We start from the raw sequence: 26,510 nt of genomic DNA, 5'->3' as shown, positions 1-26,510 counted from the left end.
GCCAATTATTTTACCAGGTATATTTTTCCCATCTTGAACTCCTGACGGCCAAAGAATAATGTCTCCAACTTTTAATCTATTTTCATCAAAAAAATCATTAGGTGATTTTGCAGAATAAATTTGTTCATAATGTTTATCTCTCATCAACTTATAATATAAAGCAGAAGTGTTAAATCGCTTTATATATTCAATTTCTCCAGAATAATACATTAAGCCATGAATAAAACCGGAACAATCAATACCTGATTTAAAATTTTTAATATCCCCTCCCCAGTAATAAGGTATGTTATATTGATTTTCAATCAAATTCATTTTTAAAGCAATAACACCCTGATTTTCGGAATTTGCTTCAACAAATGCTTGTTTGAAATAAGTATTTTTTTTGGATAAAATTGTTCGGTTATTCAAAAAAAGACGGCGATTTTTTGAAATTAATTGTCTTGTATTTACATACTTAGTATCCCAAAAATAAATGAATGATGATGCCATTAGGGAACAAAAAAAGATTGTAATAAATACAACTCTCATAATTAAGGTCGAATAATAGAGCTTACAACCCAAGCACACGATAAAATTATGGATGCAATTACAATTGCCATTGAAATGTTGTTCTTTTTAATCTCTTCCCATTCATCGACTTTTTTAGTAGAAAAATCAAATATTTTAAGAACAACAATAAGGGCTAATCCCATACTTAAAGAACCAACAATTGCCCATCCAAGGGTTACAAAATAGTCAAATAAGATTTCTTTCATAATTTAATTTTTTATTTATAATTATTAATATGGCATTTTTGGATAGGGTATGAATTCTGAAGCAATTTGAATTAATGCAGGAGAAATTACAAAAGACAATGCAATTAAAATAATAGCATGTATTGAAGCTATTTCAATATTGTTTTTCATAAGTTCATCCTCTTCATTTTCGGGCGTTAATAAGCCAACAACTATAAAGCTAAGCCTAAAAAATACTAATGAAAAAATCCACATTCCAGCAAAATAGGAGACAGAAAATAATAATGCTGTAAAATAATCATCCGATTTCAAGAAAAATCGTATGGCATCAGAAGTAAGATCCGCAATATGTGTCAAATTAATTGATGCTGAAATTAACGATGCTACAAATACAATTAAAACAGCATGATTCTTTTTTGGTTGACTTAATTTCTGAAAAAAAACATGTTGAATTTTTGCAAAAAAGAAAAGATAAAAAAGACCTAATACTAATAATGTTAATAAATTAATAATTTCTGATTTCATTTTTTTTATTTAAAATTTATAAATTAACTACAATCCAGTTTTTCCAAGTTTTCCATACCCTCATGCCCAATTCATTGTTTTCGCAAGTGGCTTCCCATGCATAATATTTGTTTCTTCTGATATCAGTAACATAATGATCATTATAAGGTGGATTCATAATATTTACTCCAACCATAGCGTGAGCTCCTGCTTCAACATCTCCAGTTAACATAGCAACATCATAATAACCCAAATTCAATTCTTTTAAAATAGTACACGCAAATAATGACTTTGTATCACAATCACCAGATCCATTTACGGCATATTCTATTGGAGAATAAACACCAAATGGAAGTATGTATCCACAGCAACCACTAGGTGAATTAACTCTTGGCTTACAATCATTAGTAAACTCCATGCCAAATGAAGAAGTTGGGCATTCTTCATCACTTATTAATACATATGGAATGCTTTGTACACTTGTAACTACCATATTTATAGCAGCCATTCCATTGAGATTATTATCTTTTATAATTTTGCGATATCCATTTACCATTTCTTTCAGTCCTAATTTATCATTTTGATACATTCTAGACCAAATTTCCAATCCTCTATCAGAAGTTTCTCTGCAATTAATTGCATTATAATAATCCGATTTTATTATTCTAAAATTTAATGTATAATTTTTCCCATCAAAGGATTTCCATTTCCAGGTTCTATATATGTATTCAATTTTTTTTATTTGACTAGTGTCTTTTGATAAACCTGAGGTATCAATTGGAATGGCTGTTGTATCATTTTCAACAATTTTATCATCCCAATTAATCTTACTTAAAGAATCATTTCTAATGATGTCTTTTGCGAGGTCGTCAGATTTAAAAATTCCGGAATTAAAATTAAATATTGAAAAAATAATTATTACAATTATTAATCCCCAAAATAACTTATTTGCCCTTGAAAAATAGTTACCTTTATTTTCCATTTATAATTTTATTTGACTCATTGGAGAAAATAATTTCTTTGCTTTTTATCTCGTTTAAAATATTTTTACACAACTTCCGAGAATGAATATAATGATAAAAGCTAATCGTTAATTCGCTTAAAGCCAATTCTCTCACATATTCACTTTGTTTAATTTCTTTACTTTTAAAAACAATAATTAATGGTAATAAGAAAATAATAATGAATATAAAATCAATTAACAATTTCCAATATCCTAATCCCTGACCTAATATATCTAATGATAACAACAAGGAATTAGTATTAACAACACTAAAATTAGTTCCATTATCAGGTGTCAATAAATTTTCTACTATCCAAATTTCTTTATTTTCTGAATATAATAAAAGTAAATCACCAAGCACTAAATTAATTTGATTTTTAAATAAAAAAAGTTCTATTCCATTACAAAATACCAAAGCAATAATTGACAAAATTAAAATTCTAATTGTCATTGTTAAAGGATCCAGAGATTTATTGCTTGAGGGAAACTCCATTTCTGTTTTTTCCCTAAGTATATCTTTAGCACCATAAACAATACCGTTAATTTTCTCATCAGAATAATTAGAAAAATCCTCATCTAATTCAATATGCTCTAGATAATGTTTCTCATGATCTAAATAATAGGGTTCTAAGCTACTTCCGGAAACATCCAAAGCTGTCATCACAAAAAGTCGGTACAAATTGAAAACTACAATGGCTAAAAATGAGGCAACAAAAAGTGAAACCAACCAATTGTGAAAAATAATTAATGAAAAAATTAGGCTAGAAAAAAAACAAATAATTGAAATTACAAATAGCATCAGAGTTAATGAAGACAGAATATAAGTTTGTCTTTCATTGTGCTTTGGATCTACTTTTTTTAATAAATCGGTATCAACTCCTATTTGTTTATGCCAACTCATGAATCAAAATTTTACAATATTTATTTCTACACGCATATTTAAATTCCACAGAATCTCTTCACCATCGATGTTTATTTTATTCAAGTCACCAGATGGAACTTCAGTTGACTCACCCATTCCTTTAGCAGTTATCAAATTTATATCAATCCCCTTATTGACTAACATTTGTTTTACTGTTAATGCCCTCGCTTTATCAATAGTCATTTTTTCATTAAATCCGTGATAATCAGGCATAGGTGGACTTCCATTATAATAGCCTAGAATCTCTAATTCAACTTCTGAATTGTTGTTGAGTAATTCTACAATTTTGTTGATCTTGTTTTCGGAATATTCTCGAATTTTAGTAGAGCCTATATAAAAGTAAATTTCACTAGACAAGTTATCTATTTCACATTGCAATCTTTCTCTTTCAATATTTGAATTACAAATACTATCTTTATAAAAAATGATATTATTTAAACTGTCAATTTCCGATTGTTGCCTTTTATTCTCTTTTGTTAGGCTATCTGCTAGAACATAACAATCAGTATCATTCGAATCATTATCGTTATTTTTACCACAACACTTACATTGTTTCAATAAAAATAAAATAAGCAAAAGCAATAATAACCACTTTAGGATTCTCCAAATACTAGAAAAACAGCCATCATTTCCATTATTTGTAATTATTGGGGGTACATATTTATTCCATCCTGTATTATCACCTCCAACTGGTGGTGGCTGAATTGGGCCTCCACCAATTGGCGGTGGCGGAATAGGTGAGTTATTATCATGCGATACCGGAACAGCAGAAATTTTCTTTATTTTCCCTACCAACTCTCCTTTTAGAATACCATACGTTTTATTATCCGATTCCCAAGAGTTAACAACTTCTACATTTTTTATTACTAATTGGTCAAAATCATAAATTTTCTTTTCTTTTTCTTTTGAATTTTCACCTGGAGTAATTTGAATGTTGGTAACATTGTGCAGTAACATTCCATCCCTATTAAGGTGTTCTTCTGGTTTAAATTCTTCAAGTTCAATTACTTCTGTTAACTCTCCTTTATAAACATGAACATTATGAAGTCCGCCATCGGGGATTTTTTCCCCAACGGACAAAACTGATTTTTGATAGGTGAAAAAATTACCTTCAAAATTTCCTGAAACATATTTTAAAGAATCGCTCATAATTCTCTAATTAGTTTGAACTATCATTTGGGTTAATAAATGCATCCGGATTATTAGCAATTTCCTTTTTCTCCTTTTCGGCAAAAAGCGTAATTGCCTCCTTGGCATTTTCTTCCTCCTTAGCATTTTGATGTTCCACGATGGCTATAATTCGCCTTGGATTGTAGTTTTCTTTGTACTTGGTTAATTTACCTTCTTCATCGGTAACGTGATTCATACTGATTCCTTGTTTGGCTTCTAAAATTTGATTCACATTCTCGCCCATATAATCATAAGGCGATTTAATCAACATTAATTTCAAAATTACAGGGGCAATTTCAATAATCATAAATAACAAACGAACGAGCCAAACTGCCCAAAAAGCAGGTGCAACAATTACTTCTTCTTCTACTTTTCCATTGGAATCTGTCTTTATTTTTCCAGTTGAAGCATCAAATTTAGGAACCTTTTTTCCCTCTGCAGAAATTTTTTCAAGCATCATTATTTTATCTAGAAAACCCGATTTCTCTTTCATAATAATATTTCTACAAGAATCCTGAGCCTTAGCCTTTAAAGGAATTAATGATAGAGTACTCTTTTCAATACTATCTAATTGAATCCTTAAAATTTGTAATTTTTTTTGTTCAACTTCTAAATCTTTAGTATCCTTTTGCCATTGAACTCCAGTTCCAGATTGCCTTTCCTTTGTAACTCTTTCTTGATTTTTATTTACTAATATTATTTGATCATCAACTTCCTTTTTCTTGTCCGTTTTCTTTTGTTCAGTCTCATTTTGTCTTGTAAGATAATATTGTTCAATTTCATAAGATTTTTTTCTTACTAATTGATCCTTTGTTTCTATCCATTCTCTTTCAATTTCACTGCCAAAAATAGTCGTTTCAAGAGGTGCAGAAATAGTAAGTCCTAATAAAGTTGCCATCAATAACCTTGGAGCAGCATTACCTAGTTCTGACCAACTAATGGTAGATTCTCCATCTCCTTTACCTGTACTTGATACAATAAATCTATCTAAGTTAAATACAATTAATGCCCAAATTAATGCAACTGGAACGGTAACAAACCAATTTCCTTCAAATTCACCTGTTAGCGGATTTGTTACGCCAAATATTGTATGCAGTGCAAACCCCATAGATAAAGCCGCCATAAAAGCAGTAGCCAATACTACTCCACCAATACCCAAGTATTTTACATGGTCAGAATAACTGCAATACATTAATATTTTTTCATCTGCGCCAGCACACCACCATAAAAATTTAGTTGACTTGCTTGGACTTTTTGCCTTGTAATCTACATTTTCATTCATTTTTCTTAATTTTGGTTAATTAGTTAGTTTAATGATTGGTATTTTTTTGTGCTAAAAGTATAAGACTTCATAATTTTAGCTTTTTCAATTTGATTGTTAATATTGTTTCTTCTAGAATTAGTGTGAACTACAAAATCAGTATTGATATTTATAGTTTCCACTTTATGCAAATGAGTTCTAGACCAATTTTTCAATTTTGTTAATCTAGTTTTTGTAAGATTGAAATTTAAAATTGGATTTTTATGAAATTTATTAGAATTAATGGATGGAAAACTCCTAATTATTTTTTGATTAGAAGCTATTGGGTTAGTTTGAAGGGAATAGAAAACCTCATTTGAGAAATCAATTATTGATTCCATTTTCTCACCTCTAAATCCATGGGCCACGAGTGTGTATTTTTTGATATCACTATTTATGATTACGGAAGAGGAATTGCCTTTAAGTTTTTTTCCTACGGGTAATAAATCTATATATAAAGCACCTTTAACTTCCCATACAAAATTTAAAATGGTGTTAGTTATTAATAAATTATCACTATCGTTTGAAGCATACAACTCTTTTCCATCACTATCTTTTCCAATAAAAACATATGGAGCTGTGGAATATTTAAAATAAAGGATTTCCAAATTATCACGCAGAACAATTTGTTTAGCATATTTTAGAATAATTTCATAATAGGGAAGTACAGCTAAAATAAGGCATAATAAAATAAAATATTTTATGCCTTCTTCTAAACTTAATGACGCTAAAAAGTTAAAAAACGATTCCAATAATATAAATTTGATTTAAAATAAATCAAATTTACAAAAAAAATAACAATAGTTAATAAAAACTTAAATTAATAAGTAATTATTACTAATTAAGGTTATAAATTGAATTTGCAACAAAAGAAGTCCATTCAAATTGACCAATTGCTATTGGGGTAGTTGTTTCAAGTAATAAATAACTTTTACTGTTAAAATTGATTGATTCACCTGGAATCCCTAAATCAGCAACTGCTACCATCATATGGGCACCATTTGACGCTTCATTACCAGAATTTACGGTGCAATTAATTAGTATAATATTTTCAATTGGAATTAATTCTGCTAAAATAGAAGCGAAAAAAATAGATTTACTATCACAATCGGAATAACCCAAAATGAAAGACTCTGGCGGGGTTGAAATTCCAAAATAATACCAATCATTAGAATCAAATTCAGGAAGCCCATATGGTAAAAATTGAACAAAATTAAGTGCAGCCTGAACTCTGTTATAATAATTATCTTCACCATTAGCAATCAATTCATCGTAAATTAATCTAGAAATTGGCTTTGTAAATGATGTATAATTCAAAACTAATTTTTTATAATCTACACCATAATCGGTAGGCGAATTGAAATACCAACCATTTTGATTCATTTTTGAAGAAAACTCATCAGTAGAAATTGCAGTATTTAAACTAAATCCAGTTTCAGTTTTTATGATTAAATTACTGTTTAAACCAAATAAATCCACCTGACTTGAGGTTTCGGCAGGATATAAAAAACAATCAAAAACCGATTTTCTTGAATTCACTAACGGAAATTCATACCTAAATTGAACTTTGTCATTAATAATTTTTCCAATAGGGATACTAGTATTAAAAGAAGAATAATTCCCTGGTGGATTAGAATATATTTTAGTTTTTGTTTTATGTTTCGTCAAAAACTCAATAATAATGGTAGAGTTATCTGTATTATAATTCATGTTTTGACGTTTATAATTGTCAAAAAAACCAGACATATATGAAATGACAAGGGCAATAAAAATTATATAAAAATATACCATAATTTAATTTTTTTAATGATAGCCTAATAGAAATTTGATAATCATTGGAGTTTTTTCCCAAATTAATGTATTTCTAAATTTATCAATTAAAATAGTAAAGGAAATTGTTATTACTATTGACATTATTAAATATAGAAAATTATTATCAATTATTTTATTTAAATCAAAATCTATAACAATTGAAATTAATAAAGCATTGAAAACATAGGCAAACAAACTATTTCTTCCTAGCGAAATTATGAACTTAAAACTGAACATATTATGAAGATGATTCAGGCTTATAAAGCCAATTACAATTAAAAACATAGAAAATGGAATTAATAATGCCAATCCATTTGCAGGATACCATAACTCTAAATAATGATCTCTTATTGGGAAAAAATTGTCATGAATTAGTAAATAGGAAAGGAAAAGTAAAACAAATCCTGAAATCAAAAAAATGGAATTGAATTTATTAATTATGGAATTAAATCGAAAACTAGCTGCGCCTAATAAAATAAATCCCATCCAGGGTAATACAGGAAACCAGCCATCGAAAAAGAATCTTTTGAATGGATTATTAATTATAATGTCATTAAACTTTAGGTTAGCGTTTATTGATAAATCTGGAATTTCAAAACGATAATTAAATAAATAATGCGATTGAAATGAAATTAGAAATATAAATAAAATTAAAAAAAGTTGGGTTTTATTGTTTAATGTTATTAATAAAAAAAATTGTGAAAATGCAATTAAATAAAGAATATCGGTAGTCATAAATGGAATTGATTTCCAAAATAAAAGATCTATCAATACCCCAAAAAATAAAATTTGAAAAATTCTAGAAACAAACTTAGTTCTGTTTAAGTCTAAATTTGACAAAGATAGCTGAGAAACATATCCAGTAATTATTAAAAAAATAGGAGCTGCAAGAGAAAAAAGAAATCTAATTAAATTATTGTCTTCAATATCAATAAAATATGGAGTTGTATTTGCAATAATCATTATAGTTACTGCAAATCCTCTGATTGCATCAATTGAATTGAATCTTTTCATTAAATCTATTTTTGAATACTGCCATTTACTAATAAACTAATTACAATTAAATAACTAAAAAAACAGGTGAAAAAACTGATTTTGTCTAATTTTATTGAAATTAATTGTGATTTTATTTCACTCCTTTCCATCAAATTTAAAGAAATAATAGAAAGAATTGTTATAATGAATATATAAATAAATGTTGCATTATGAATATTGTCAAATAATGTATTTTCATAATAAACTGGAATCATACTATCAACAATATATTTACTACCTATTGAAGAAAATAAAGCTCCAACTACCAAACCGAATCTGGCATCAAGATTAGTAGGTTTTATTAAAAATACAGAAAGTGCTATTAAAAATGATATTAATATTCCTGTAAATAATTTAAAAAAAGTGGTCCACCGATTTAATCTTATTATATCAAAAGAATAAGAAACTCCTGAATATTTACTAATTCGATTTAAATTTTTTGGGTCCCCAAAAGAAGTTTGATAGGTATTCGTATATGGCTTAAATGAATCAGATTTACTAATAATTGGAATCCATTCTTTTTCATTAGCAATGAATGTAGAATCAATTTTAGCAGTTTCTGTAGTTAGTACTAAATCTTTATTCTCAAAATCCGAAGATTCTAATTTAATTTCAATATTTTGTATATCAAAAGGATAACTACTTAAATTCCATTTTTTTCTAAATTTTCGATTAATTTTAAATGAACTCCAAACTAGTTTGTCATTTCTATTATCCACAAAAGGATCTTTTTTTTCATTTGTTTGCTCTGTAATATCATTTATCCACTCTAAACAGTCTGGATAAATTTTCCTTATTTCATCATTAGCACAATAAATTTCGGGATTTTTATAATGCAACCAAACCCATGCATCTACGTTAAAAGAACTATTTAAAAAATCAATATTTCTTATAGAGGTTATGTAAAATCCTACTTTTAATGTATCTATATGATGTTCTGGTCCTCTCTGAGAAAATCCATTAAAAAAAAATAAAACAAAAAATAAAATTAAGTAATATTTAATAGTTCTTATAGATTTCATTTAATATAAATTAGATATTATACATGGGATTTCGGATACCTAGTAAAGATTCAATTTATTGACTTAATAAAAATAGCATACGCAAGTGTATTTTTAGAATAATACTCTTGATAATAGCCAAATTCGAAAGAACATTGCCAAGCTAATGATTCATTTAATTCGGTTGAAGTCCAATAACCACCCTTCCATAAAGATATTTTTCCTGAGGTTTCAAGAGTAGGTTGATTCGTATTTAATATTACAAATTCTTCTTTAGTAGGTAATCTCCATCCATTTCCTAATTTTTTTGCAAATTCATTGGATTCTTCCCACGTCATCTGTTCAATTGAATTTAAAAGTACTTCAAAATTTTCAATTCTCATTGATCGAATTTCAATTTTCTCTTCACTAGCTTCACTTGAAACATTTTGATTTTTATTACAACTTAAAATTGTAACCAGAACCAACATTAATACAAATAAAGAATACTTACTTAACCTAAAACTATTCAATTTTGTTTTTTCCATTCTTATATTAATTTTATTAATAGACTCTTCAAAAATAACTAAAAAAAATAATTAATTTATTCTTTTGGGAGTTTTATTGGGGTCTTTCCCGAAAAATTCCTCAATTTAATTTAACTTAATTTTTATGAATTAATAATAAAAAATAGAAAACCTATTCTCTATTTCGGGAAATAATTTACATGAATTTGAATCTGCGAGTAATTATCTATATTGAGTTATTGATAAAATATAAAATTATATGGCAATCTCAGTTTGAATTAAATCAAGTATTTGCTTTATTTCCTAGTTTTTAGAAAAAAAAATAATTATTAATGAGAAAATAATAATTATTTAATTTCTCATTATAACTTAATTTACAGTTATCAATTGATCACTATTAAATATCGCTTCCGGTGAAATTACAAATTCATTAATTGGAATATTATTCCCATAACGGTTTTTCAATTGTTCTTTGACAATTTTGTTATTTAAATCGAAGGAACTCAATTTCTGAAGATTTCCAATTTCAATTCCAGTAGCCCTTTTATAAATCTTCCAAATTAGCTCTGAACAATATATTTTATCATCAGACCATTCGAAAAACCGATCATAATTTTTTCCCTTAAAAGAAATTCCTATTTTCTTCATTTTCATTAAAACTTCATTTGTGAGAATATCATCTGCATTTTTCAATCTTTTAACTACATAATGTTGTCCATTACCATTATTAATCCATTCTTTAAGTTTAGTTTGTTTGACTGGTTCAACTGCTTCATAAACATAAAAATTATCACCTTGTTTAAAAATTATTCCACAATGCGAATATTTTGATCTTGTGGCTAATTGAATTGCTTTACTTTGAGAGCTACGTGAAGTTTGGAAAATAATATCACCGTTCTGAAAAGCATTATTGTCAAAATTGTTACTACTGCTTTTTAATTCAGAAAATTTATATATGGCAAAAAAAGAAGCAATCAATAAACCCGAAATAAATAATAAAGATATTTTTTTCATAATAAATGTTTAAGTTTCTCAAATTTATAAAAATATAATTAATTTATGGATTTTCTTGCGAATTGAATGTAAATGAAAAAACTCAAAACACCTTAATTTTAATAATAACTAACGATCATTCAGTACCTTTAGAAAAGGGGAAGTCACGATAAATAAATGATTTTTATCAAATTAATAATTGTGAATCCTTAAGATAACAATTGAAGTGTTCGTTCTAAAGCCATGCCTCTTGAACCTTTTATTAATATTAAGTAGTGATTTATTTTAACTTCTTTAAAATACTCTGAAAAATCTTCATAAGAAATAAAGAAATAGCAGTTTTCATTCTCAATTTTATTTGCATAAAAATCTTTACCTATAAAATAGGTGGTAACAGAATTGTTTGTAGTTACTAATTCCACAATTGATTTATGTTCCATCAGACTTTCATCTCCTAATTCAAACATATCTCCAAGAATTACAATTTTATTATCATTTTCCAATTGGAAAAAATTTTCAAGAGCAACACTCATGCTAGATGGATTGGCATTATAGGCATCTAAAATTATTTCATTTGAATTGATTGTCAACATTTGAGATCGATTATTCTGAGGAACAAACCCTTCAATTGCCTTTTTTATATCTTCTAATGAAACTCCAAATTTAACTCCTATTGAAATTGCAGCATTTATATTATTTGAATTATAAAGCCCTATCAAATGAGAAGTAATTTTAGTGTTATTTGTAACAATCACAACAAATGGATTAGCTGTAATTGAATCGATTAATACGTCTGCACTTTCATTGTTTAATCCGAAAGTATACGAGTTGATATTCAAAGTTTTATCAACTTGAATTGGATCATTCAAATTCACAAAAGCTGTTTTATGATGAGCGCTTAAATAGGTATACATTTCGGATTTTCCTTTAATTACACCTTCAACTCCACCAAAACCCTCTAAATGAGCCTTACCAAAATTGGTAATATACCCAAAATCCGGTTTTGCTATTTCACATAAAAACTCAATTTCTTTTTGATGGTTGGCCCCCATTTCTACAATACCAACTTCTGTTTCTTTGGTAAATGACAGTAAGGTTAATGGCACTCCAATATGATTATTTAAATTACCTAAAGTAGCTTTAGTATTGTATTTTTGAGCCAATACAACCTGAATTAATTCTTTGGTGGTGGTTTTACCATTGCTCCCAGTTAAAGCTATAATTGGAATATTAAGCTGTTCTCTATGAAACTTTGCCAACTCTTGCAAAGTAGTCAAACTATCTTTTACAATAATTGTTCTTTCATCAATAAAATAATCAGAATTATCAATAATAACAAAGGAAGCACCTTTTTCCAACGCCTCTTTCGCAAATGTATTGGCATCAAAATTTTCTCCTTTTATTGCAACAAACATTGAACCAGGTTCAATTTTTCTAGTATCAATTGAAACCGAATTGCATTTTAAAAAATAGTCGTGAATGCTTTTAATATCCATAATAAAAAAACAATTTTATAAAATAAAAGCCCTAAAAAGGGCTTTTAAATATTGTAAAGAATGAAATTAATTTCTAGCTCTTTTCTTTTTGTCTGCTTTAGGTCCAACTTTAGACATTGCACATCTAAATCCGATGTAATCTGTCGCCATGTCTTGAGGAAAATATCTTCTTTGCGCTGGGTCTAACCAATAAGCTCTGTCTCTCCAAGATCCTCCTTTGTATACTCTAACATTATCGTTTACTAAAGTTGTTCTTGTATTACTCTCATCTTTTTGTTTAACTGTAACTCCTAAAGCATTTACAGAAACATTATGAATAGGTGAGTTGTACATTCCATTACTATCGTTTGTATTGGATGCATTTGCATTTCCAAAGTCATTTGTAGATTGCTTATCACCGTCTCTGTAGTTCTTTTCATAGCTTTTATCAAAGTTCTGACGAAGATATGTTTCATTATCATCAACAGGAACTTGTACTATTTGACCAGGAAGGCTTCTAGCAATTACTTTTCCATTGGATAAAGTTTCGTATTTAATGTTTTTAACATCTTTTACAACATCAACTTTTCCATTAACTAATTTATTTTTTTCATACTCGTTTCCTCTGAAGTAATTGAAATCACTCACTTCGTCGTCAACCATTGGTCTGTAAACATCCGCAACCCATTCCGCAACGTTTCCTGCCATATCATACAATCCAAAGTCATTAGGAGGATATGATTTTACTATATTAGTAATATCCGCTCCATCATCAGACCATCCAGCAATTCCTCCGTAATCTCCTTTAGATTGTTTAAAGTTTGCCAATTGATCTCCTCTAGTTTGTCTTTTTCCAGATCTAGTGTAACTTCCTGACCATGGGTATTTCTTTTGACCTTTGAAGGTATTGTAAAATCTTTGTCCAACATCTGCTGCAGCTGCATATTCCCATTCCGCTTCAGTCGGTAGTCGGTATTCAGGTAATAATATTCCAGAAGTTCTTTGAGCATAAACTCCTGTAGGGTTTTTAGTAGTTGCAGGTTGACCTTTTGTTCCTGCCACTTTAATTTTCTTTGATTTAGAATTTTTAGGCCCTTTTAAAACAATTGTTGAGTCTGCATCAAAAGCTTTTCTTGGAGCATTTAAATAAGTTTCTGTATTGAACGTCTTTTCAGCAGTTACTTTTAAAATTTTAGCATCTTTTTCTAAGTATCCTGCTTTCTCAAGAGCATTTTCATTTACTCTTTCAGTTCTCCATTTACTAAATTCAACCGCTTGAATCCAATTTACACCTACAACAGGGTAAGAAGCATATGCTGGGTGTCTTAGATAATTGTTTGTATAGGTTTCGTTATAACCCAATCTATTTCTCCAAACTAATGTATCTGGTAAAATTCCTAGGTAAATTTTTTCATATTTAGCATCATCAGCAGGGAAAACTCTTTTAGTCCAATCTAGGTATTCTAAGTACATTAAATTAGTTACCTCAGTTTCATCCATATAAAAGGAAGCAACGTGTTGTTGGTTTGCAGTATTATTCCAATCACGCATTACATCGTCTTGAACTTTACCCATTGTAAAAGTACCACCTTCAACCATAACCAATCCTGGTGCAGCATCTTGTTTTTTGTACTTACTATTGTATTGGAACCCTCCTTTTTTATCGTTTACTTTCCAACCAGTAGCAGATGATCCGCTTTTTGAGCTTGATTTCTTGCTACAACTAGCAGTTCCTACAAGAAGAACTAACACTAAAAAAACATTGATAATTAGATTTTTGTTTGTTTTCATACTTTGTAACGGTAATTATTTCGTGGCGAATATAATAATTAACTATTAAACCGCAACACTTTTGTTTTAATTTATTTCAAAATTTGATCAAAAAAATTTGATTACAAACTCTAAACGCAAAAATAAATCAAATATTATATATATTGCGTCATAATTTAATTTTAATATACATACTATTTAATATAATTTAGCGTTATTTAAACTTATGAAAGTTAAATTTATATTTTTCTTATTTATTTCTATTGCTGCTTTTTCCCAACAAAAAGGGAACATTACGTTGCTATGGTCTGAAAAATCAGAACTTTCCTATGGTCCATTTAAATATTATATCCCACAAATAAAATCTGAAAATTTCTCATTCGACAATTCAAAAAGGGCGGTTTTCTATTCTTTAAATTTACCCCAAACGGGAATAATCGATGAAAATTCACTTCAAATCACCAACGTCATTTATGAAGATATTTCGATTGCTGACCTTGGAGATTTGAATTCCAAAAACATTCCAAATTCCATTAACGCTTCATTAAAGTCATCCCTTTCAAGAGATAAAATATTTGCATTTATTAGTATTTCACCAATAATAAAAAAAGAAGATGGCTATAAAAAAGTAATCTCATTTTCTTACAATTTTTCAAATAATATCGCTTCTCGAAATCCTCAAGAAACAAATAACATTTCACAAATTTCTAATTCCGTATTGGCCTCAGGTGACTGGTTTAGATTTTATGTTGAAAAATCGGGGGTTTATAAAATTTCTAAAGATTTTTTAAAAAGTTTAGGCTTTAATGTAAATGTAGATCCTAGAAAAATTAAGATTTACGGGAATGGCGGTCGCATGCTACCGTTGTTAAATAGCACTAATTATCCAAATGATTTAGCAGAAAATGCGATACAATTTATAGGAGAAACTGATGGCGTTTTTAATGATAATGATTTTATCCTTTTCTATGCAGAAGGAATTGATAATTGGAATGAGGAAAGTCAAACTAATAGTAATTTATTTGCATCAAAATCCTATTATTACGTAACGGTGACGGGTGATTTAGGGAAACGTATTCAAAATTTTACCCAGCCAACACAAACTTCAACATTAAATATTACTACGTTTGATGACTACCAATTTCATGAAGCCGATTTAATTAATATTGTTAGAGCCGGAAGACAATGGTTTGGAGAGGCGTTTAATATTAACAATATTCAGGAGTTCACTTTTGAAGTACCAAATGCAGTAACTACTTCTCCGGCAAATTTAAATGTAATTGTTGGTTCAAACGCTTATAATGCAACCACTTTTAAAGTAGAATCCAACGGACAATTTGTTGGAAATATCAATTTATCTGCACTTTCCGCTGGCTCAGGAACAGAATTAAATATCGCGTCTTTACCTGCAAATACTTCTATTGCTGCAGCAAATACCATTAAAATTAAACTGACTTACGATAATGCTGGAGTTCCTTCTTCAAATGCCTATTTAGACAATATTATTTTAAGATCAAAACGAAATTTAACTGGTTATGGAAAGCAATTTCGTTTTCAATACAATGGAACCAATACGCTTTCTGGTATAGCTTCCTACCAATTCAATTCGGCATCTGGAATTTCAAATGTTTGGGATATTACCGATATTTATAATGTTACCAACATTGATAATACGAACCAAAGTAATTTTTCTTTCAAAGTTCCTCTAGGAGATACTAGAAAATATATCGCTATTGATTACGCCGATTTATACAGTCCTTTAAAAGAAAATTCAACTAGAATTGCAAATCAAAATTTAAAAGGTACCATTTTCAAGAACAATCAAGGGGTTTTTCAAGATATTGACTATTTAATAGTTACACCTGCATTTTTAAAACCCCAAGCAGATAAATTAGCCACTTTTCATTCAAATTATTCTCGCTTAAATGTAAAAACAGTAACATTAGAATCCATTTACGAAGAATTTTCATCTGGAAAGCAAGACATTGCGGCCATAAGAAATTTTATTAAATACATCTATTTTAATGCTTCAGACCCTTCGAAGAGAATTAAATATGTAAATTTATTTGGCGACGCATCTTTTGATTATAAAAATAGAATCACAAACAATTCAAATATTGTACCTATTTATCATGCCTTAAACAGTACAACTGGCGGTGAAGCATCCTATACTTCTGACGACTTTTTTGGTTATATGGATCCTACAGAAGGTAATATTGCCTATTTTTTCGGTGGTATTGATATAGCAGTTGGTAGAATGTTAGTAAGCACCATTACTCAAGCAGAAGAAATGATAAATAAGGTTTTTGAATACAATGATCTAAAATCTTATGGGAATTGGAGAAATAATTATGTGGCAATTTCTGACGATTCTGATAAATCTTCTGACGCATCTTTACAATTCAGACAAAATCAATTGGCCGATAGAATTGTTTTGGAGAAACCATTTATTAACTTGAAAAAAGTACTTTTAGATTCCTATGTTCAAGAAACTTCAGCGGGAGGAAATCGATATCCTAAAGCTAGAGAAGATATTTTTAATGCATTTGAAAAAGGAGCATTAGTTTTCAATTATCTGGGACATGGAGGAGAAGATGGTTTGACTGGAGAAAGAATTTGGGAAAAATCAGATGGTCAAAATTTAAGTAATCAATACAAATACCCATTGTTTATTACCATAACTTGTGATTTTTCAAGATTTGATAATCCATACCGACCAACAGCTGGAGAATACACGTATTGGAACCCAAAAGGGGGAGCAATTTCAATGGTTACTACTACAAGATCGATCGGACAAGGATCGGCTGAATTTTTCAATGACAAACTATCTGAATATTTATTTTCTTATGGTTCAAACCAATATACTTCCATCGCAGAGGCTTTACGATTAGCTAAAAACAGTAACCCAAGTTCGTCATCAAATGTTGTGTTTTATATTGGTGACCCCGCATTAATGTTGGCCATACCAAAACCTAAAATTCGATTAACTAAAGTAAATGACATTCCTGTTACTGGGGCTATTCCTGATTTTAAATCTTTAGCATATGTTAAATTATCAGGCGAGGTTACTGATGAAAACAACAATCTATTACCAACTTATAATGGTGAATTAGCAATAAATATATTTGATAAAAATATAATAAAAACTACTTTTAATAATGATGGAAATAGTCCGCCAATAAATTTTAATACTTTGGGCGAAACTATTTTCAGAGGAAATGCAACGGTTGTAAATGGACAATTTGAATTTGGATTTGTAGTTCCAAGGGACATTAAAATCCCTGTTGGAAATGGTAGAGTAAGTTTTTATTCGAAGAAAAATTCAGAATTTATTGATAATTCAGGTGTAGACACATCTATCAAAATTGGAGGTATTAATACATTGGCAGCAGCCGACACCACTCCTCCATCGGTGAAATTATACATGAACGATCAAACGTTTGTTTATGGTGGAATTACAAATGCTTCTCCATTTTTTCTTGCTTATCTTGAAGATGAAAATGGAATAAATACTGCAAGTGGAATTGGACACGATATTGTCGCCATTTTAGATGGTAATGAAAGTGAACCTTATATAATTAATGACTATTATGAAACAGAATTGGATAATTATAAAAAAGGAAAATTAAGATATCCTTTCAGAAACTTAGCCCCAGGAATTCATACAATTACTTTTAAAGCGTGGGATGTTTATAACAATCCAATTAGCGCTGAAATTCAATTTGTAGTAGTAAGTGATGATACTATGACACTAACTAATGTTCTAAATTATCCTAATCCATTTGTAAATTATACTCAATTTTGGTTTACCCATAATCATCCCTATGAGCCTCTGGAAGTTCAAGTTCAAGTGATGACAATTACTGGTAAAATAGTTTGGACAACAAATCAAGTGGTTTACACCGATGGTTTTCTATCGCGAGAAATTACATGGGATGGAAAGGACGATTTTGGGGATAAAATTGGAAAAGGAGTTTATGTTTATAAATTGACTGTGAAATCAACTTTAACGAATCAACAATCAGAAAAGTTTGAAAAATTGGTAATACTTTAATAATGTACTATATTTGTCTAATATAATTTTTGAATAGAATGAAAAGAATCGCCATAATACTGATTTGCTTTACTGCAATTTCAAATCTAAAAGCACAAGAAAGGGTAATAACTACGGGGGTTCCTTTTTTATTAATTGCTGCCGATGCAAGAGCTGCTGGTTTAGGTGACCAAGGAGTAGCTACTTCGGCCGATGCCTTTTCGCAACAATGGAATCCTGCAAAATATGCTTTTTCAACTGAAAAACAAGGATTCACAACTAGTTATACTCCCTACCTTACTGCATTAGTAAATGATATATCACTGGGACAAGTTAACTATTTCAATAGATACAACGAAAGAAGTGCATTTGCTTTTAGCATAAGATATTTTAGCCTTGGAGAAATTGAACTAAGAGATAATGCATTTGATCCTGCAAATGTGGTTAGACCAAACGAATTATCTTTTGACGGTTCCTATGCGCTGAAATTAAGCGATAAATTTTCGATGTCGGTGGCTGGAAGATTTATTAGTTCGAGTTTAAGAATTGATAATAACAATGATAGAACGGCTGCAAATACATTCGCATTCGATGTAGCAGGATTTTTTCAATCGGAGCAAACCGCTTTTACAGATTTTGACGGACGCTACCGATTGGGTTTCAACTTTCAAAACTTGGGTCCAAAAATAAATTACGACGCTAATGTTTCTGATATCAATGCCAATTTTTTACCTGCACAAATGAAATTAGGTGGTGGTTTTGATTTTATATTTGATGATTATAATAAAATTACAACAAGTTTAGAAATTAGTAAATTGCTAGTTCCAACACCTCAAGTTGACAGTTCTAATATTTATGATTACAATCAAGATGGCTTAACAAATACTCAAGATTTAAGAGACGCTAATGACGATTATAAAAAAATTGGATGGGTATCTGGTGTTTTTAAATCTTTTAATGATGCCCCAGGAGGTTTTAGCGAAGAGTTACGAGAAATAACTTATTCTGCAGCTGCAGAGTATTTATATCAAGATTCTTTTGCCATGCGAATGGGTTATTTTCATGAAAGTCCCTTGAAAGGTGCAAGACAGTATTTTACTTTTGGTGCAGGATTCAAATACAATGTGGTTAAGATTGATGTTTCTTATCTAATGTCAACATCAAAAGTTCAAAACCCATTAGAAAATACCTTACGATTCTCCTTAACATTTAACTTTGGAGATAAATACGAAGAATATTAATAGTTAAATATTAAAAAAAATTATAATCCAAATTTCAATGAAATTTGGATTTTTTTTCCTCGAAAATTATGAAAGAAATAATAATTACAACCACCTTTACCGTTTTTGATTCTGTTTCAGAATTACCTACTGATGTTTTTTCATTGATGGAACAAGCAATTGAAGTAAGAAAGAAAGCCTACGCTCCCTATTCCCATTTTCGAGTAGGAGTTGCGATAATGTTGGATAATTATAAAATTGTTTTAGGTTCAAACCAAGAAAATGCAGCTTTTCCTTCTGGACTTTGTGCAGAGAGAGTGGCCATATTTTCAGCTGGAGCACTTTATCCTGATGCTAAAATTACTAAAATTGTAATTTCTGCTACTTCAGATCACAACCCAACACTTACTCCTATTCCTCCATGTGGGGCTTGTCGCCAATCTATTTCTGAATATGAAATAAAACAAGAACAACCCATTGAAATTTATTTTATGGGAGAATCTGGAAACGTTTATAAATCAGATTCATTGAAGAATTTATTGCCACTACTATTTGATAAGAAATTATTATAGAATATTCAATGTCTATAAAGAAAATAATTACATAATATTGAAAAATAAAGCCATTATTAGAAAATTTCATAAAAAAATGAACTAATAAATACTATTAATAGTGATGGCCATAAATTATTAAATAAAAATACTATTATATTTTACTTCTTAGAAGTAATGTATTATTTTTGCATCTTGAAATTTGTGTGAATTGCTATTTTCAAATAGTTATTATAATGCAGATACAATAAACAATCTACCAAAATGAAAGAAGTTACAAAAGAAGTTTACTTAAAGTGGTACGAAGACATGCTACTTTGGAGAAAATTTGAAGACAAATTAGCGGCGCTTTACATTCAACAAAAAGTAAGAGGTTTCCTACATTTATACAATGGCCAAGAAGCTGTTTTAGCTGGTGCATTACACGCTATGGACTTGTCAAAAGATAAAATGATTACTGCCTATAGAAATCACGTACAGCCAATTGGAATGGGAGTTGATCCTAGAAAAGTAATGGCTGAATTGTTAGGAAAAGTAACTGGTACTTCAAAAGGTATGGGAGGTTCAATGCACATTTTTTCTAAAGAACATGGTTTCTTTGGAGGTCATGGAATTGTTGGAGCTCAAATTCCTGTAGGAGCTGGAATGGCTTTTGCTGATAAATATTTTGAAACTGGTGGAGTTACAATGACTTATTTTGGTGATGGTGCTGCACGTCAGGGATCCCTTCATGAAGCTTTTAACATGGCTATGTTGTGGAAATTACCGGTAGTGTTTATTGTAGAAAACAATGGTTATGCTATGGGAACTTCTGTTGAAAGAACAGCAAATCATACCGATATTTGGAAACTTGGATTAGGTTATGAAATGCCTTGTGGACCAGTTGATGGAATGAATCCTGTGAAAGTTGCTGAAGCAATGCACGAAGCTATTGACAGAGCTCGTCGTGGTGACGGACCTACATTTTTAGAAATGAAAACATACCGTTACAGAGGCCACTCTATGTCGGATGCACAATTATATCGTACCAAAGAAGAAGTGGACGAATACAGAAAAATTGATCCAATTACACAAGTTTTAGATGTGATTATGGATCAAAAATATGCTACAGCAGAAGAAATTGAAGCTATTGACGAAAGAGTAAAAGACTTAGTTGAGGAATGCGCAACATTTGCTGAGGAATCTCCATTTCCGGAAATACAACAACTATATGACGTTGTTTACGAACAAGAAAACTATCCATTTATCCCTCATAAACTGAAATAATTATGGCAAAAGTAATTACCATGCCTCGATTGAGCGATACGATGACCGAAGGAACCGTAGCTTCATGGCTTAAAAAAGTTGGCGATAAAGTTTCTGAAGGTGATATTCTTGCAGAAATCGAAACAGATAAAGCAACAATGGAATTTGAATCTTTTAATTCTGGTACTCTTTTGTACATTGGAATTAAAGAAGGGGAATCGGCAGCATGTGACTCATTATTAGCAATAATAGGAAAAGAAGGAGAAGATATTTCTGATTTAATTAATTCAACTACTGCAAAAGTTGAAACTGCAGCAGTTGAAGAAACAGTAGTTTCAGCAACTCCAACAACCAATAACCAACAACCAACATCTTTACCTAAAGGAGTTGTAGTAGTTACAATGCCTCGTTTAAGTGATACAATGACTGATGGAACAGTGGCAACTTGGTTAAAGAAAGTAGGCGATAAAGTTGCTGAAGGCGATATTCTTGCTGAAATTGAAACGGATAAAGCCACTATGGAATTTGAATCTTTCAATGCTGGTATCTTATTATTTATTGGAATTCCAGAAGGCGGAACTGCTCCTTGTGACTCACTTTTAGCAATAATAGGACCAGCAGGAACCGATATTACTGGGATTGCTGAAAATTTTTCAGCTACAGGCGCAGCAGCACCAATTGAAATTGCAAAAGAAACAGTTTCTGAAACAGCTTCTACCTCTGAACAAGCTCCTGCAAGTTCTTCAAATGAAAGAGTATTCGTATCTCCATTAGCAAGAAAAATAGCTGAAGAAAAAGGAATTAACCTTTCTCAAGTTAATGGTTCTGGTGAAAATGGAAGAATTATAAAAAGTGATGTTGAGAATTTTGTACCGGGAACTTCGGCCGGAGCAGCTCAACCAACTATTTCTGCTCCAATAGAAGCAGCTCCAGTTACTGCAAGACCAGTTGTCCCAGCGGGAGAAAAAATGACTGAAGAGATTAAGAATTCACAAATGCGCAAAATTATTGCAAAACGTTTGGCTGAGTCTTTATTTACAGCTCCACATTACAACCTTGTTATTGAGGTTTCAATGGATGAAGCAATGAAATCTAGAACAATTATTAATAGCGTTCCAGATACGAAAGTATCATTTAACGATATGGTAATTAAAGCAAGCGCATTGGCATTAAAAAAACATCCAAAAATAAATTCACAATGGAGAGAAGATTCAATTCTTATCAATTATCATGTGAATATTGGAGTTGCAGTTGCAGTTGAAGATGGACTAGTAGTTCCTGTTTTACCATTTACTGATGCAATGAGTTTATCACAAATAGGAGAAAATGTTAGAGATCTTGCTGGAAGAGCAAAAAGCAAAAAATTATTACCATCAGAAATGGAAGGTAGTACTTTCACTATTTCTAATTTAGGAATGTTTGGAATAACTGAATTCAATTCAATTATCAACCAACCTAATTCTGCTATTTTATCTGTAGGAGCAATTGTTGAAAAACCAGTAGTAAAAAACGGACAAATTGTAGTTGGAAATACCATGATGCTTTCATTAGCTTGCGATCACCGAACAATTGACGGTGCAACAGGAGCACAATTCCTTCAAACATTAAAACAATACATTGAAAATCCAGTTACAATGTTGGCGTAAGTTTTCAATATCTATTTATAAAAAAAGTCCTGTAATTATTACGGGACTTTTTTATTTATTCTTCTCTTCAATCCACTTCGACATGTATTTACTACTTTGAAGAGACTGGTGTTGTAAAACAGAACCAATAAAATTCTTTAACCGATGTTGTTTAATATTGGCCTCCAAATTACAAATTACCTCTTTAAAATCATTTACAAAATCCGACTTCAAATAGCGTTTTTCTACAATTTTAATTCCATTATTTTGAGCTGATTCCCAAATCGATTTGTCATTATATAACATTATTGCTTTCGAAGCAAATTCTGCTGGCTCATCGGTTATTAAACCATTCCACCGAAGATCACCATTCATCGATTCTGCGCCAATTGAAGTCGTTACACTTGGAGTTCCACATTGCATTGCTTCTAATAATTTTCCTTTTATTCCAGCCCCAAATCGTAAGGGAGCCAAAACAACTTTGGCTTTTGAAACTACTTCTTGAGCATTTTCAGCACGCCCAAGAATATGAAATCCTTTTTTTGGTTGGTGCAATTGCAACACCTTTTGAGATGGGTAGGCACCGTAAACTAGTAAATTGGCTTCTGGCATTTCTTTTCTAATTAAAGGCCAAATCGTTTCATTTAAATATTGGACCGCATTCCAATTGGGTTCGTGAACAAAATTTCCTATAAAAATAAAATCTTTTCTATCTTCAAATGGCAACCAATTAACACGATCTTCTGAAGAAATTGGATCTAAAAATAAAGGGAGATAATACAATAAATCAGAATCTATTTTAAAGGTATTTTGTAACAAATCCATTTCCACTTCCGAAACCATTATCGAAAGATCACAACGTAAAATACTTGCAATTTCTCGTTTCGAAATTTCTTCTGTTAATAGATCTTGGAATTCAAATTTGCGTTTTTCTTTGAATGCTTTTTGGCGAGATAATCGCAAACAATGAAGGTCTATTGTATCTAATATTCTTAATGCATTTGGACAAAATTCGGCCACTCGCCAGCCAAATTGTTCTTCCATCAAAAACCGATCGAAAAATACCATCTTGGGGTTTAACTCTTGTACAAATAGATCAAAACTGGAACAATTTAATTTTATGGCTTTTTTATCAACTCCTATAGCAGCCAAATCAATCATAAAATCAGTTTCCATTGCTGGAGTTGCATACGTTACTTTCCAGCCCCATTCTTTGAATAAAATCAGTAATTGCTCCATTCGAGTCCCTGCAGCCGAAGAATTTGGTTCTGGCCAAACGAAACCAATTATAAGTATATTTTGAATTTGACTCATTGGATTAATCAAATTAGGAACGGATTTTTTGTTCCCATTTCCAAGCGCTAGCCACCGCTTCTTCAAGCGTTGATTCAGCTTTCCAACCTAAAATAGTATTTGCTTTTTCGGTATTGGCGAAGGCCGCAGTAATATCCCCTTCTCTCCTATCAACGATTTTGTAGGGTAATTTCTGACCGCTAACTTTTTCGAATGCTTGTATTACCTCTAAAACGGAACTTCCTTTTCCTGTTCCAAGATTGAAGGTTTCAATATTGCTTTCGTTTTTATTTTCTAATAGGCGTTGCAATGCAATTACATGGGCTTTCGCCAAATCTACTACGTGGATATAATCGCGAATTGCAGTTCCATCTGGAGTTGGATAATCGTTACCGTAGACTGACAATTCTTTTCTTAATCCAATGCCCGTTTGGGTAATAAATGGAACTAAATTTTGTGGAACTCCAATTGGTAATTCTCCAATAGCTGCTGATGGATGTGCTCCAATAGGATTGAAATAACGCAACAAAATTGCTTTGATATTGGATACTTTAGCCACATCGCGAATAATTTCTTCCCCAATTTGTTTAGTGTTTCCGTAGGGAGACATCGCTACTTGAATGGGTGCATTTTCAGTTATTGGCATTTCTTCAGCCTGACCGTAAACAGTGCAAGAAGAACTAAAAATGAAATTAGAACTCGGTTTATTTTGTAATTCTTGAAGTAGGTAAACTAAAGAATTGATATTATTTTCATAATATAATAAGGGATTTTCAACACTTTCACCTACAGCTTTTGAAGCTGCAAAATGAATGACTCCTTCTATATCATTGTGTTTCTTGAAGAAATTTTGAACAGCAGCTTTTTCTCTTACATCAAGGTTTTCAAACGCTGGTTTTTTACCTGTTATAGTAACAATTCCGTCTATTACAGTTTCAGAGGAATTAGAAAGATTATCTATGATAACCACTTCAAACCCTTCGTTCTGAAGTTCAACCACAGTGTGTGAACCTATAAATCCCAAACCTCCTGTTACTAAAATCTTCATTTATACTCTTTTATATTATTAGCCCTGATTGAAGTGAAAATCCTTTTTGTTTTTTCTTAAAAACAAAAAGATTGAAACGAAAAGCAGGAAATAGCTCCTGAAAAAATTATTTCAAATATTCCAATACTGAATCGGTGATGAACTTAATTTGTTCGTCATCTAATTCAGTGTGCATTGGCAAAGAAATGACTTGTTTTGCCAATAAATTGGTTACTGGAAAATCCTCTTCCTTGTATCTCGTGTCCATGTAGGCCTTTTGAGAATGCAACGGAATTGGGTAATAAATAGCGCATGGAATTCCTTTATCCAATAAATGTTGCATCAATCCATCGCGGTCACCATCGATAATTCTAAGTGTATATTGGTGAAAAACATGGCAGTCGCAGATGTCGCAAATACTTGGTGCAATAATTTTTTTGTGGCCTTCAAAAGCGGCAGAATATTTTCTAGCTGCATTTTGACGAGCTGCATTATATTGATCTAACAACGGTAATTTTGCATTTAAAACCGCTGCTTGAATACTGTCCAAACGGGAATTTACTCCTACTACATCGTGATGGTAACGAACGTACATACCGTGATTTACAATTCCACGAAGTTGGTGTGCAAGTGCATCATCATTAGTGAAAATAGCACCTCCGTCTCCATAACAACCTAAATTTTTTGAAGGAAAAAAGGAAGTAGATCCTACATGTCCTATGGTTCCCACTTTCTTTTTAGTACCATCAGAAAATTTGCAATTAGCACCAATAGCTTGAGCGTTATCTTCAATTACGTATAAATTATGTTCGTTTGCGATGCGCATTATTGCTTCCATATTGGCGGCACGACCAAACAAATGAACCGGCACAATGGCTTTGGTTTTTGGCGTAATCGCTTTTTTGATGGCTTCGATAGAAATATTCATATTTACTAAATCCACATCGACTAAAACGGGTGTTAACTGTAATAACGCAATCACTTCTACAGTTGCGGCAAAGGTAAAATCGGCAGTAATCACCTCATCACCAGGCTTTAAATTTAAACCCATCATTGCAATTTGTAATGCATCCGTTCCATTTGCACATGGAATTACATGTTTTACATCTAGGTAGTTCTCTAAGTTTTTTTGAAATTGCTGAACTTGAGGTCCATTTATATAAGTATTGGTATCTAAAACTTCTTGAATAGAGTTATTTACCGTTTCTTTGATAGCTTCGTATTGCCCTTTCAGGTCAACCATTTGGATTTTTTTCATCAATAAATAGATTAAATAAGTTTTGAAATTTAA

At 30.6% G+C, this 26,510-nt stretch carries 23 protein-coding genes; 5 read left to right on the top strand and 18 right to left on the bottom strand.

Translation table 11 applies throughout. The features are described from left to right. The 15 genes from AC9UFV_RS07165 to gldJ all read right to left on the bottom strand — a co-directional run. Positions 1 to 489, bottom strand: a 489-nt coding sequence (locus AC9UFV_RS07165) for a hypothetical protein (RefSeq protein WP_509574304.1), incomplete at its 3' end; no start/stop codon positions are given. A 41-nt stretch (positions 490 to 530) separates the two neighbouring features. Then, positions 531 to 755, bottom strand: coding sequence for a DUF350 domain-containing protein (locus AC9UFV_RS07160; RefSeq protein ID WP_509574302.1), 225 nt, complete (start codon positions 753 to 755; stop codon positions 531 to 533). 24 nt (positions 756 to 779) lie between these two features. Next, complete coding sequence (locus AC9UFV_RS07155; RefSeq protein ID WP_509574300.1) at positions 780 to 1,259, bottom strand: DUF350 domain-containing protein; 480 nt, start codon at positions 1,257 to 1,259, stop codon at positions 780 to 782. Between the two features lie 16 nt (positions 1,260 to 1,275). Beyond that, entirely contained in the window at positions 1,276 to 2,220 is a 945-nt protein-coding gene (locus AC9UFV_RS07150; RefSeq protein ID WP_509574298.1) for a hypothetical protein, read from the bottom strand. Next, the gene (locus AC9UFV_RS07145; RefSeq protein ID WP_509574296.1) at positions 2,210 to 3,142 is read right to left on the bottom strand and encodes a hypothetical protein; all 933 of its coding nucleotides are present in this window, start codon (positions 3,140 to 3,142) and stop codon (positions 2,210 to 2,212) included. Before AC9UFV_RS07145 ends, AC9UFV_RS07150 begins: the two co-directional genes overlap by 11 nt. 3 nt (positions 3,143 to 3,145) lie before the next feature. After that, positions 3,146 to 4,312: an OmpA family protein gene (locus AC9UFV_RS07140; RefSeq protein ID WP_509574294.1), complete on the bottom strand. Its 1,167-nt coding sequence runs from the start codon at positions 4,310 to 4,312 to the stop codon at positions 3,146 to 3,148. 10 nt (positions 4,313 to 4,322) lie between these two features. Then, positions 4,323 to 5,615 (bottom strand): DUF4407 domain-containing protein, encoded by a 1,293-nt coding sequence (locus AC9UFV_RS07135; RefSeq protein ID WP_509574292.1) that lies wholly within the window; start codon positions 5,613 to 5,615, stop codon positions 4,323 to 4,325. A gap of 23 nt (positions 5,616 to 5,638) precedes the next feature. Beyond that, positions 5,639 to 6,385, bottom strand: coding sequence for a hypothetical protein (locus AC9UFV_RS07130; RefSeq protein WP_509574289.1), 747 nt, complete (start codon positions 6,383 to 6,385; stop codon positions 5,639 to 5,641). 85 nt (positions 6,386 to 6,470) lie between these two features. Continuing rightward, on the bottom strand, positions 6,471 to 7,343 hold the full coding sequence (locus AC9UFV_RS07125; RefSeq protein ID WP_509574286.1) for a hypothetical protein: 873 nt from the start codon (positions 7,341 to 7,343) through the stop codon (positions 6,471 to 6,473). Positions 7,344 to 7,436: 93 nt separating this feature from the next. Then, a complete protein-coding gene (locus AC9UFV_RS07120) occupies positions 7,437 to 8,459 on the bottom strand; it encodes a heparan-alpha-glucosaminide N-acetyltransferase domain-containing protein (protein WP_509574283.1) in 1,023 nt (340 codons plus the stop codon). A 5-nt stretch (positions 8,460 to 8,464) separates the two neighbouring features. Further along, positions 8,465 to 9,502, bottom strand: coding sequence for a ligand-gated ion channel (locus AC9UFV_RS07115; protein WP_509574281.1), 1,038 nt, complete (start codon positions 9,500 to 9,502; stop codon positions 8,465 to 8,467). A gap of 50 nt (positions 9,503 to 9,552) precedes the next feature. Continuing rightward, positions 9,553 to 10,008 carry an Lcl C-terminal domain-containing protein gene (locus tag AC9UFV_RS07110; RefSeq protein WP_509574278.1) on the bottom strand — a complete coding sequence of 152 codons (456 nt, stop codon included), beginning with the start codon at positions 10,006 to 10,008 and terminating at the stop codon, positions 9,553 to 9,555. 348 nt (positions 10,009 to 10,356) lie between these two features. Further along, on the bottom strand, positions 10,357 to 11,001 hold the full coding sequence (locus AC9UFV_RS07105; RefSeq protein WP_509574275.1) for a YiiX family permuted papain-like enzyme: 645 nt from the start codon (positions 10,999 to 11,001) through the stop codon (positions 10,357 to 10,359). Between the two features lie 188 nt (positions 11,002 to 11,189). Further along, a complete protein-coding gene (locus AC9UFV_RS07100) occupies positions 11,190 to 12,476 on the bottom strand; it encodes a UDP-N-acetylmuramoyl-tripeptide--D-alanyl-D-alanine ligase (RefSeq protein ID WP_509574272.1) in 1,287 nt (428 codons plus the stop codon). A gap of 66 nt (positions 12,477 to 12,542) precedes the next feature. Then, the gene (gldJ, locus tag AC9UFV_RS07095) at positions 12,543 to 14,246 is read right to left on the bottom strand and encodes a gliding motility lipoprotein GldJ (RefSeq protein ID WP_509574269.1); all 1,704 of its coding nucleotides are present in this window, start codon (positions 14,244 to 14,246) and stop codon (positions 12,543 to 12,545) included. Between the two features lie 205 nt (positions 14,247 to 14,451). Between gldJ and porU the strand changes: the two genes are divergently transcribed. The 5 genes from porU (at position 14,452) to AC9UFV_RS07070 (ending at position 22,920) form a co-directional block, all read left to right on the top strand. Then, positions 14,452 to 18,279, top strand: coding sequence for a type IX secretion system sortase PorU (gene porU, locus AC9UFV_RS07090; RefSeq protein WP_509574266.1), 3,828 nt, complete (start codon positions 14,452 to 14,454; stop codon positions 18,277 to 18,279). Between the two features lie 38 nt (positions 18,280 to 18,317). Beyond that, a complete protein-coding gene (gene porV, locus AC9UFV_RS07085) occupies positions 18,318 to 19,499 on the top strand; it encodes a type IX secretion system outer membrane channel protein PorV (RefSeq protein WP_509574263.1) in 1,182 nt (393 codons plus the stop codon). Between the two features lie 68 nt (positions 19,500 to 19,567). After that, positions 19,568 to 20,050, top strand: a complete 483-nt coding sequence (locus tag AC9UFV_RS07080; protein ID WP_509574261.1) for a cytidine deaminase — start codon at positions 19,568 to 19,570, stop codon at positions 20,048 to 20,050. Positions 20,051 to 20,293: 243 nt separating this feature from the next. Continuing rightward, positions 20,294 to 21,295 (top strand): pyruvate dehydrogenase (acetyl-transferring) E1 component subunit alpha, encoded by a 1,002-nt coding sequence (pdhA, locus tag AC9UFV_RS07075; protein ID WP_509521355.1) that lies wholly within the window; start codon positions 20,294 to 20,296, stop codon positions 21,293 to 21,295. Between the two features lie 2 nt (positions 21,296 to 21,297). Next, entirely contained in the window at positions 21,298 to 22,920 is a 1,623-nt protein-coding gene (locus AC9UFV_RS07070; protein WP_509574258.1) for a dihydrolipoyl dehydrogenase family protein, read from the top strand. Between the two features lie 51 nt (positions 22,921 to 22,971). Here AC9UFV_RS07070 and AC9UFV_RS07065 read toward each other — a convergent pair whose 3' ends face one another. The 3 genes from AC9UFV_RS07065 to AC9UFV_RS07055 all read right to left on the bottom strand — a co-directional run bounded on the left by AC9UFV_RS07065 (position 22,972) and on the right by AC9UFV_RS07055 (position 26,477). Next, entirely contained in the window at positions 22,972 to 24,213 is a 1,242-nt protein-coding gene (locus tag AC9UFV_RS07065) for a glycosyltransferase (RefSeq protein ID WP_509574309.1), read from the bottom strand. 13 nt (positions 24,214 to 24,226) lie between these two features. Beyond that, entirely contained in the window at positions 24,227 to 25,240 is a 1,014-nt protein-coding gene (galE, locus tag AC9UFV_RS07060; RefSeq protein WP_509574255.1) for a UDP-glucose 4-epimerase GalE, read from the bottom strand. A gap of 106 nt (positions 25,241 to 25,346) precedes the next feature. Further along, positions 25,347 to 26,477, bottom strand: coding sequence for a DegT/DnrJ/EryC1/StrS family aminotransferase (locus tag AC9UFV_RS07055; RefSeq protein WP_509574306.1), 1,131 nt, complete (start codon positions 26,475 to 26,477; stop codon positions 25,347 to 25,349). Positions 26,478 to 26,510 lie beyond the last annotated feature (33 nt).

Origin of the sequence: Flavobacterium sp., from assembly GCF_044349645.1 — a bacterium.
Taxonomy (GTDB): Bacteria; Bacteroidota; Bacteroidia; order Flavobacteriales; family Flavobacteriaceae; genus Flavobacterium.
Note: the sequence above shows the minus strand (reverse complement) of the source record. Positions and strands in the feature narration are given on the sequence as shown.

What these genes read in the sequence shown, in the direction of transcription:
- AC9UFV_RS07150 (WP_509574298.1), bottom strand. Translation starts at nt 2,220, where the DNA reads ATGGAAAATAAAGGTAACTATTTTTCAAGGGCAAATAAGTTATTTTGG.
- gldJ (WP_509574269.1), bottom strand. Translation starts at nt 14,246, where the DNA reads ATGAAAACAAACAAAAATCTAATTATCAATGTTTTTTTAGTGTTAGTT.
- AC9UFV_RS07135 (WP_509574292.1), bottom strand. Translation starts at nt 5,615, where the DNA reads ATGAATGAAAATGTAGATTACAAGGCAAAAAGTCCAAGCAAGTCAACT.
- AC9UFV_RS07100 (WP_509574272.1), bottom strand. Translation starts at nt 12,476, where the DNA reads ATGGATATTAAAAGCATTCACGACTATTTTTTAAAATGCAATTCGGTT.
- AC9UFV_RS07160 (WP_509574302.1), bottom strand. Translation starts at nt 755, where the DNA reads ATGAAAGAAATCTTATTTGACTATTTTGTAACCCTTGGATGGGCAATT.
- AC9UFV_RS07145 (WP_509574296.1), bottom strand. Translation starts at nt 3,142, where the DNA reads ATGAGTTGGCATAAACAAATAGGAGTTGATACCGATTTATTAAAAAAA.
- AC9UFV_RS07115 (WP_509574281.1), bottom strand. Translation starts at nt 9,502, where the DNA reads ATGAAATCTATAAGAACTATTAAATATTACTTAATTTTATTTTTTGTT.
- AC9UFV_RS07120 (WP_509574283.1), bottom strand. Translation starts at nt 8,459, where the DNA reads ATGAAAAGATTCAATTCAATTGATGCAATCAGAGGATTTGCAGTAACT.
- AC9UFV_RS07065 (WP_509574309.1), bottom strand. Translation starts at nt 24,213, where the DNA reads ATGAGTCAAATTCAAAATATACTTATAATTGGTTTCGTTTGGCCAGAA.
- AC9UFV_RS07105 (WP_509574275.1), bottom strand. Translation starts at nt 11,001, where the DNA reads ATGAAAAAAATATCTTTATTATTTATTTCGGGTTTATTGATTGCTTCT.
- AC9UFV_RS07080 (WP_509574261.1), top strand. Translation starts at nt 19,568, where the DNA reads ATGAAAGAAATAATAATTACAACCACCTTTACCGTTTTTGATTCTGTT.
- galE (WP_509574255.1), bottom strand. Translation starts at nt 25,240, where the DNA reads ATGAAGATTTTAGTAACAGGAGGTTTGGGATTTATAGGTTCACACACT.
- AC9UFV_RS07055 (WP_509574306.1), bottom strand. Translation starts at nt 26,477, where the DNA reads ATGAAAAAAATCCAAATGGTTGACCTGAAAGGGCAATACGAAGCTATC.
- porV (WP_509574263.1), top strand. Translation starts at nt 18,318, where the DNA reads ATGAAAAGAATCGCCATAATACTGATTTGCTTTACTGCAATTTCAAAT.
- AC9UFV_RS07070 (WP_509574258.1), top strand. Translation starts at nt 21,298, where the DNA reads ATGGCAAAAGTAATTACCATGCCTCGATTGAGCGATACGATGACCGAA.
- AC9UFV_RS07110 (WP_509574278.1), bottom strand. Translation starts at nt 10,008, where the DNA reads ATGGAAAAAACAAAATTGAATAGTTTTAGGTTAAGTAAGTATTCTTTA.
- pdhA (WP_509521355.1), top strand. Translation starts at nt 20,294, where the DNA reads ATGAAAGAAGTTACAAAAGAAGTTTACTTAAAGTGGTACGAAGACATG.
- AC9UFV_RS07140 (WP_509574294.1), bottom strand. Translation starts at nt 4,312, where the DNA reads ATGAGCGATTCTTTAAAATATGTTTCAGGAAATTTTGAAGGTAATTTT.
- porU (WP_509574266.1), top strand. Translation starts at nt 14,452, where the DNA reads ATGAAAGTTAAATTTATATTTTTCTTATTTATTTCTATTGCTGCTTTT.
- AC9UFV_RS07125 (WP_509574286.1), bottom strand. Translation starts at nt 7,343, where the DNA reads ATGAATTATAATACAGATAACTCTACCATTATTATTGAGTTTTTGACG.
- AC9UFV_RS07155 (WP_509574300.1), bottom strand. Translation starts at nt 1,259, where the DNA reads ATGAAATCAGAAATTATTAATTTATTAACATTATTAGTATTAGGTCTT.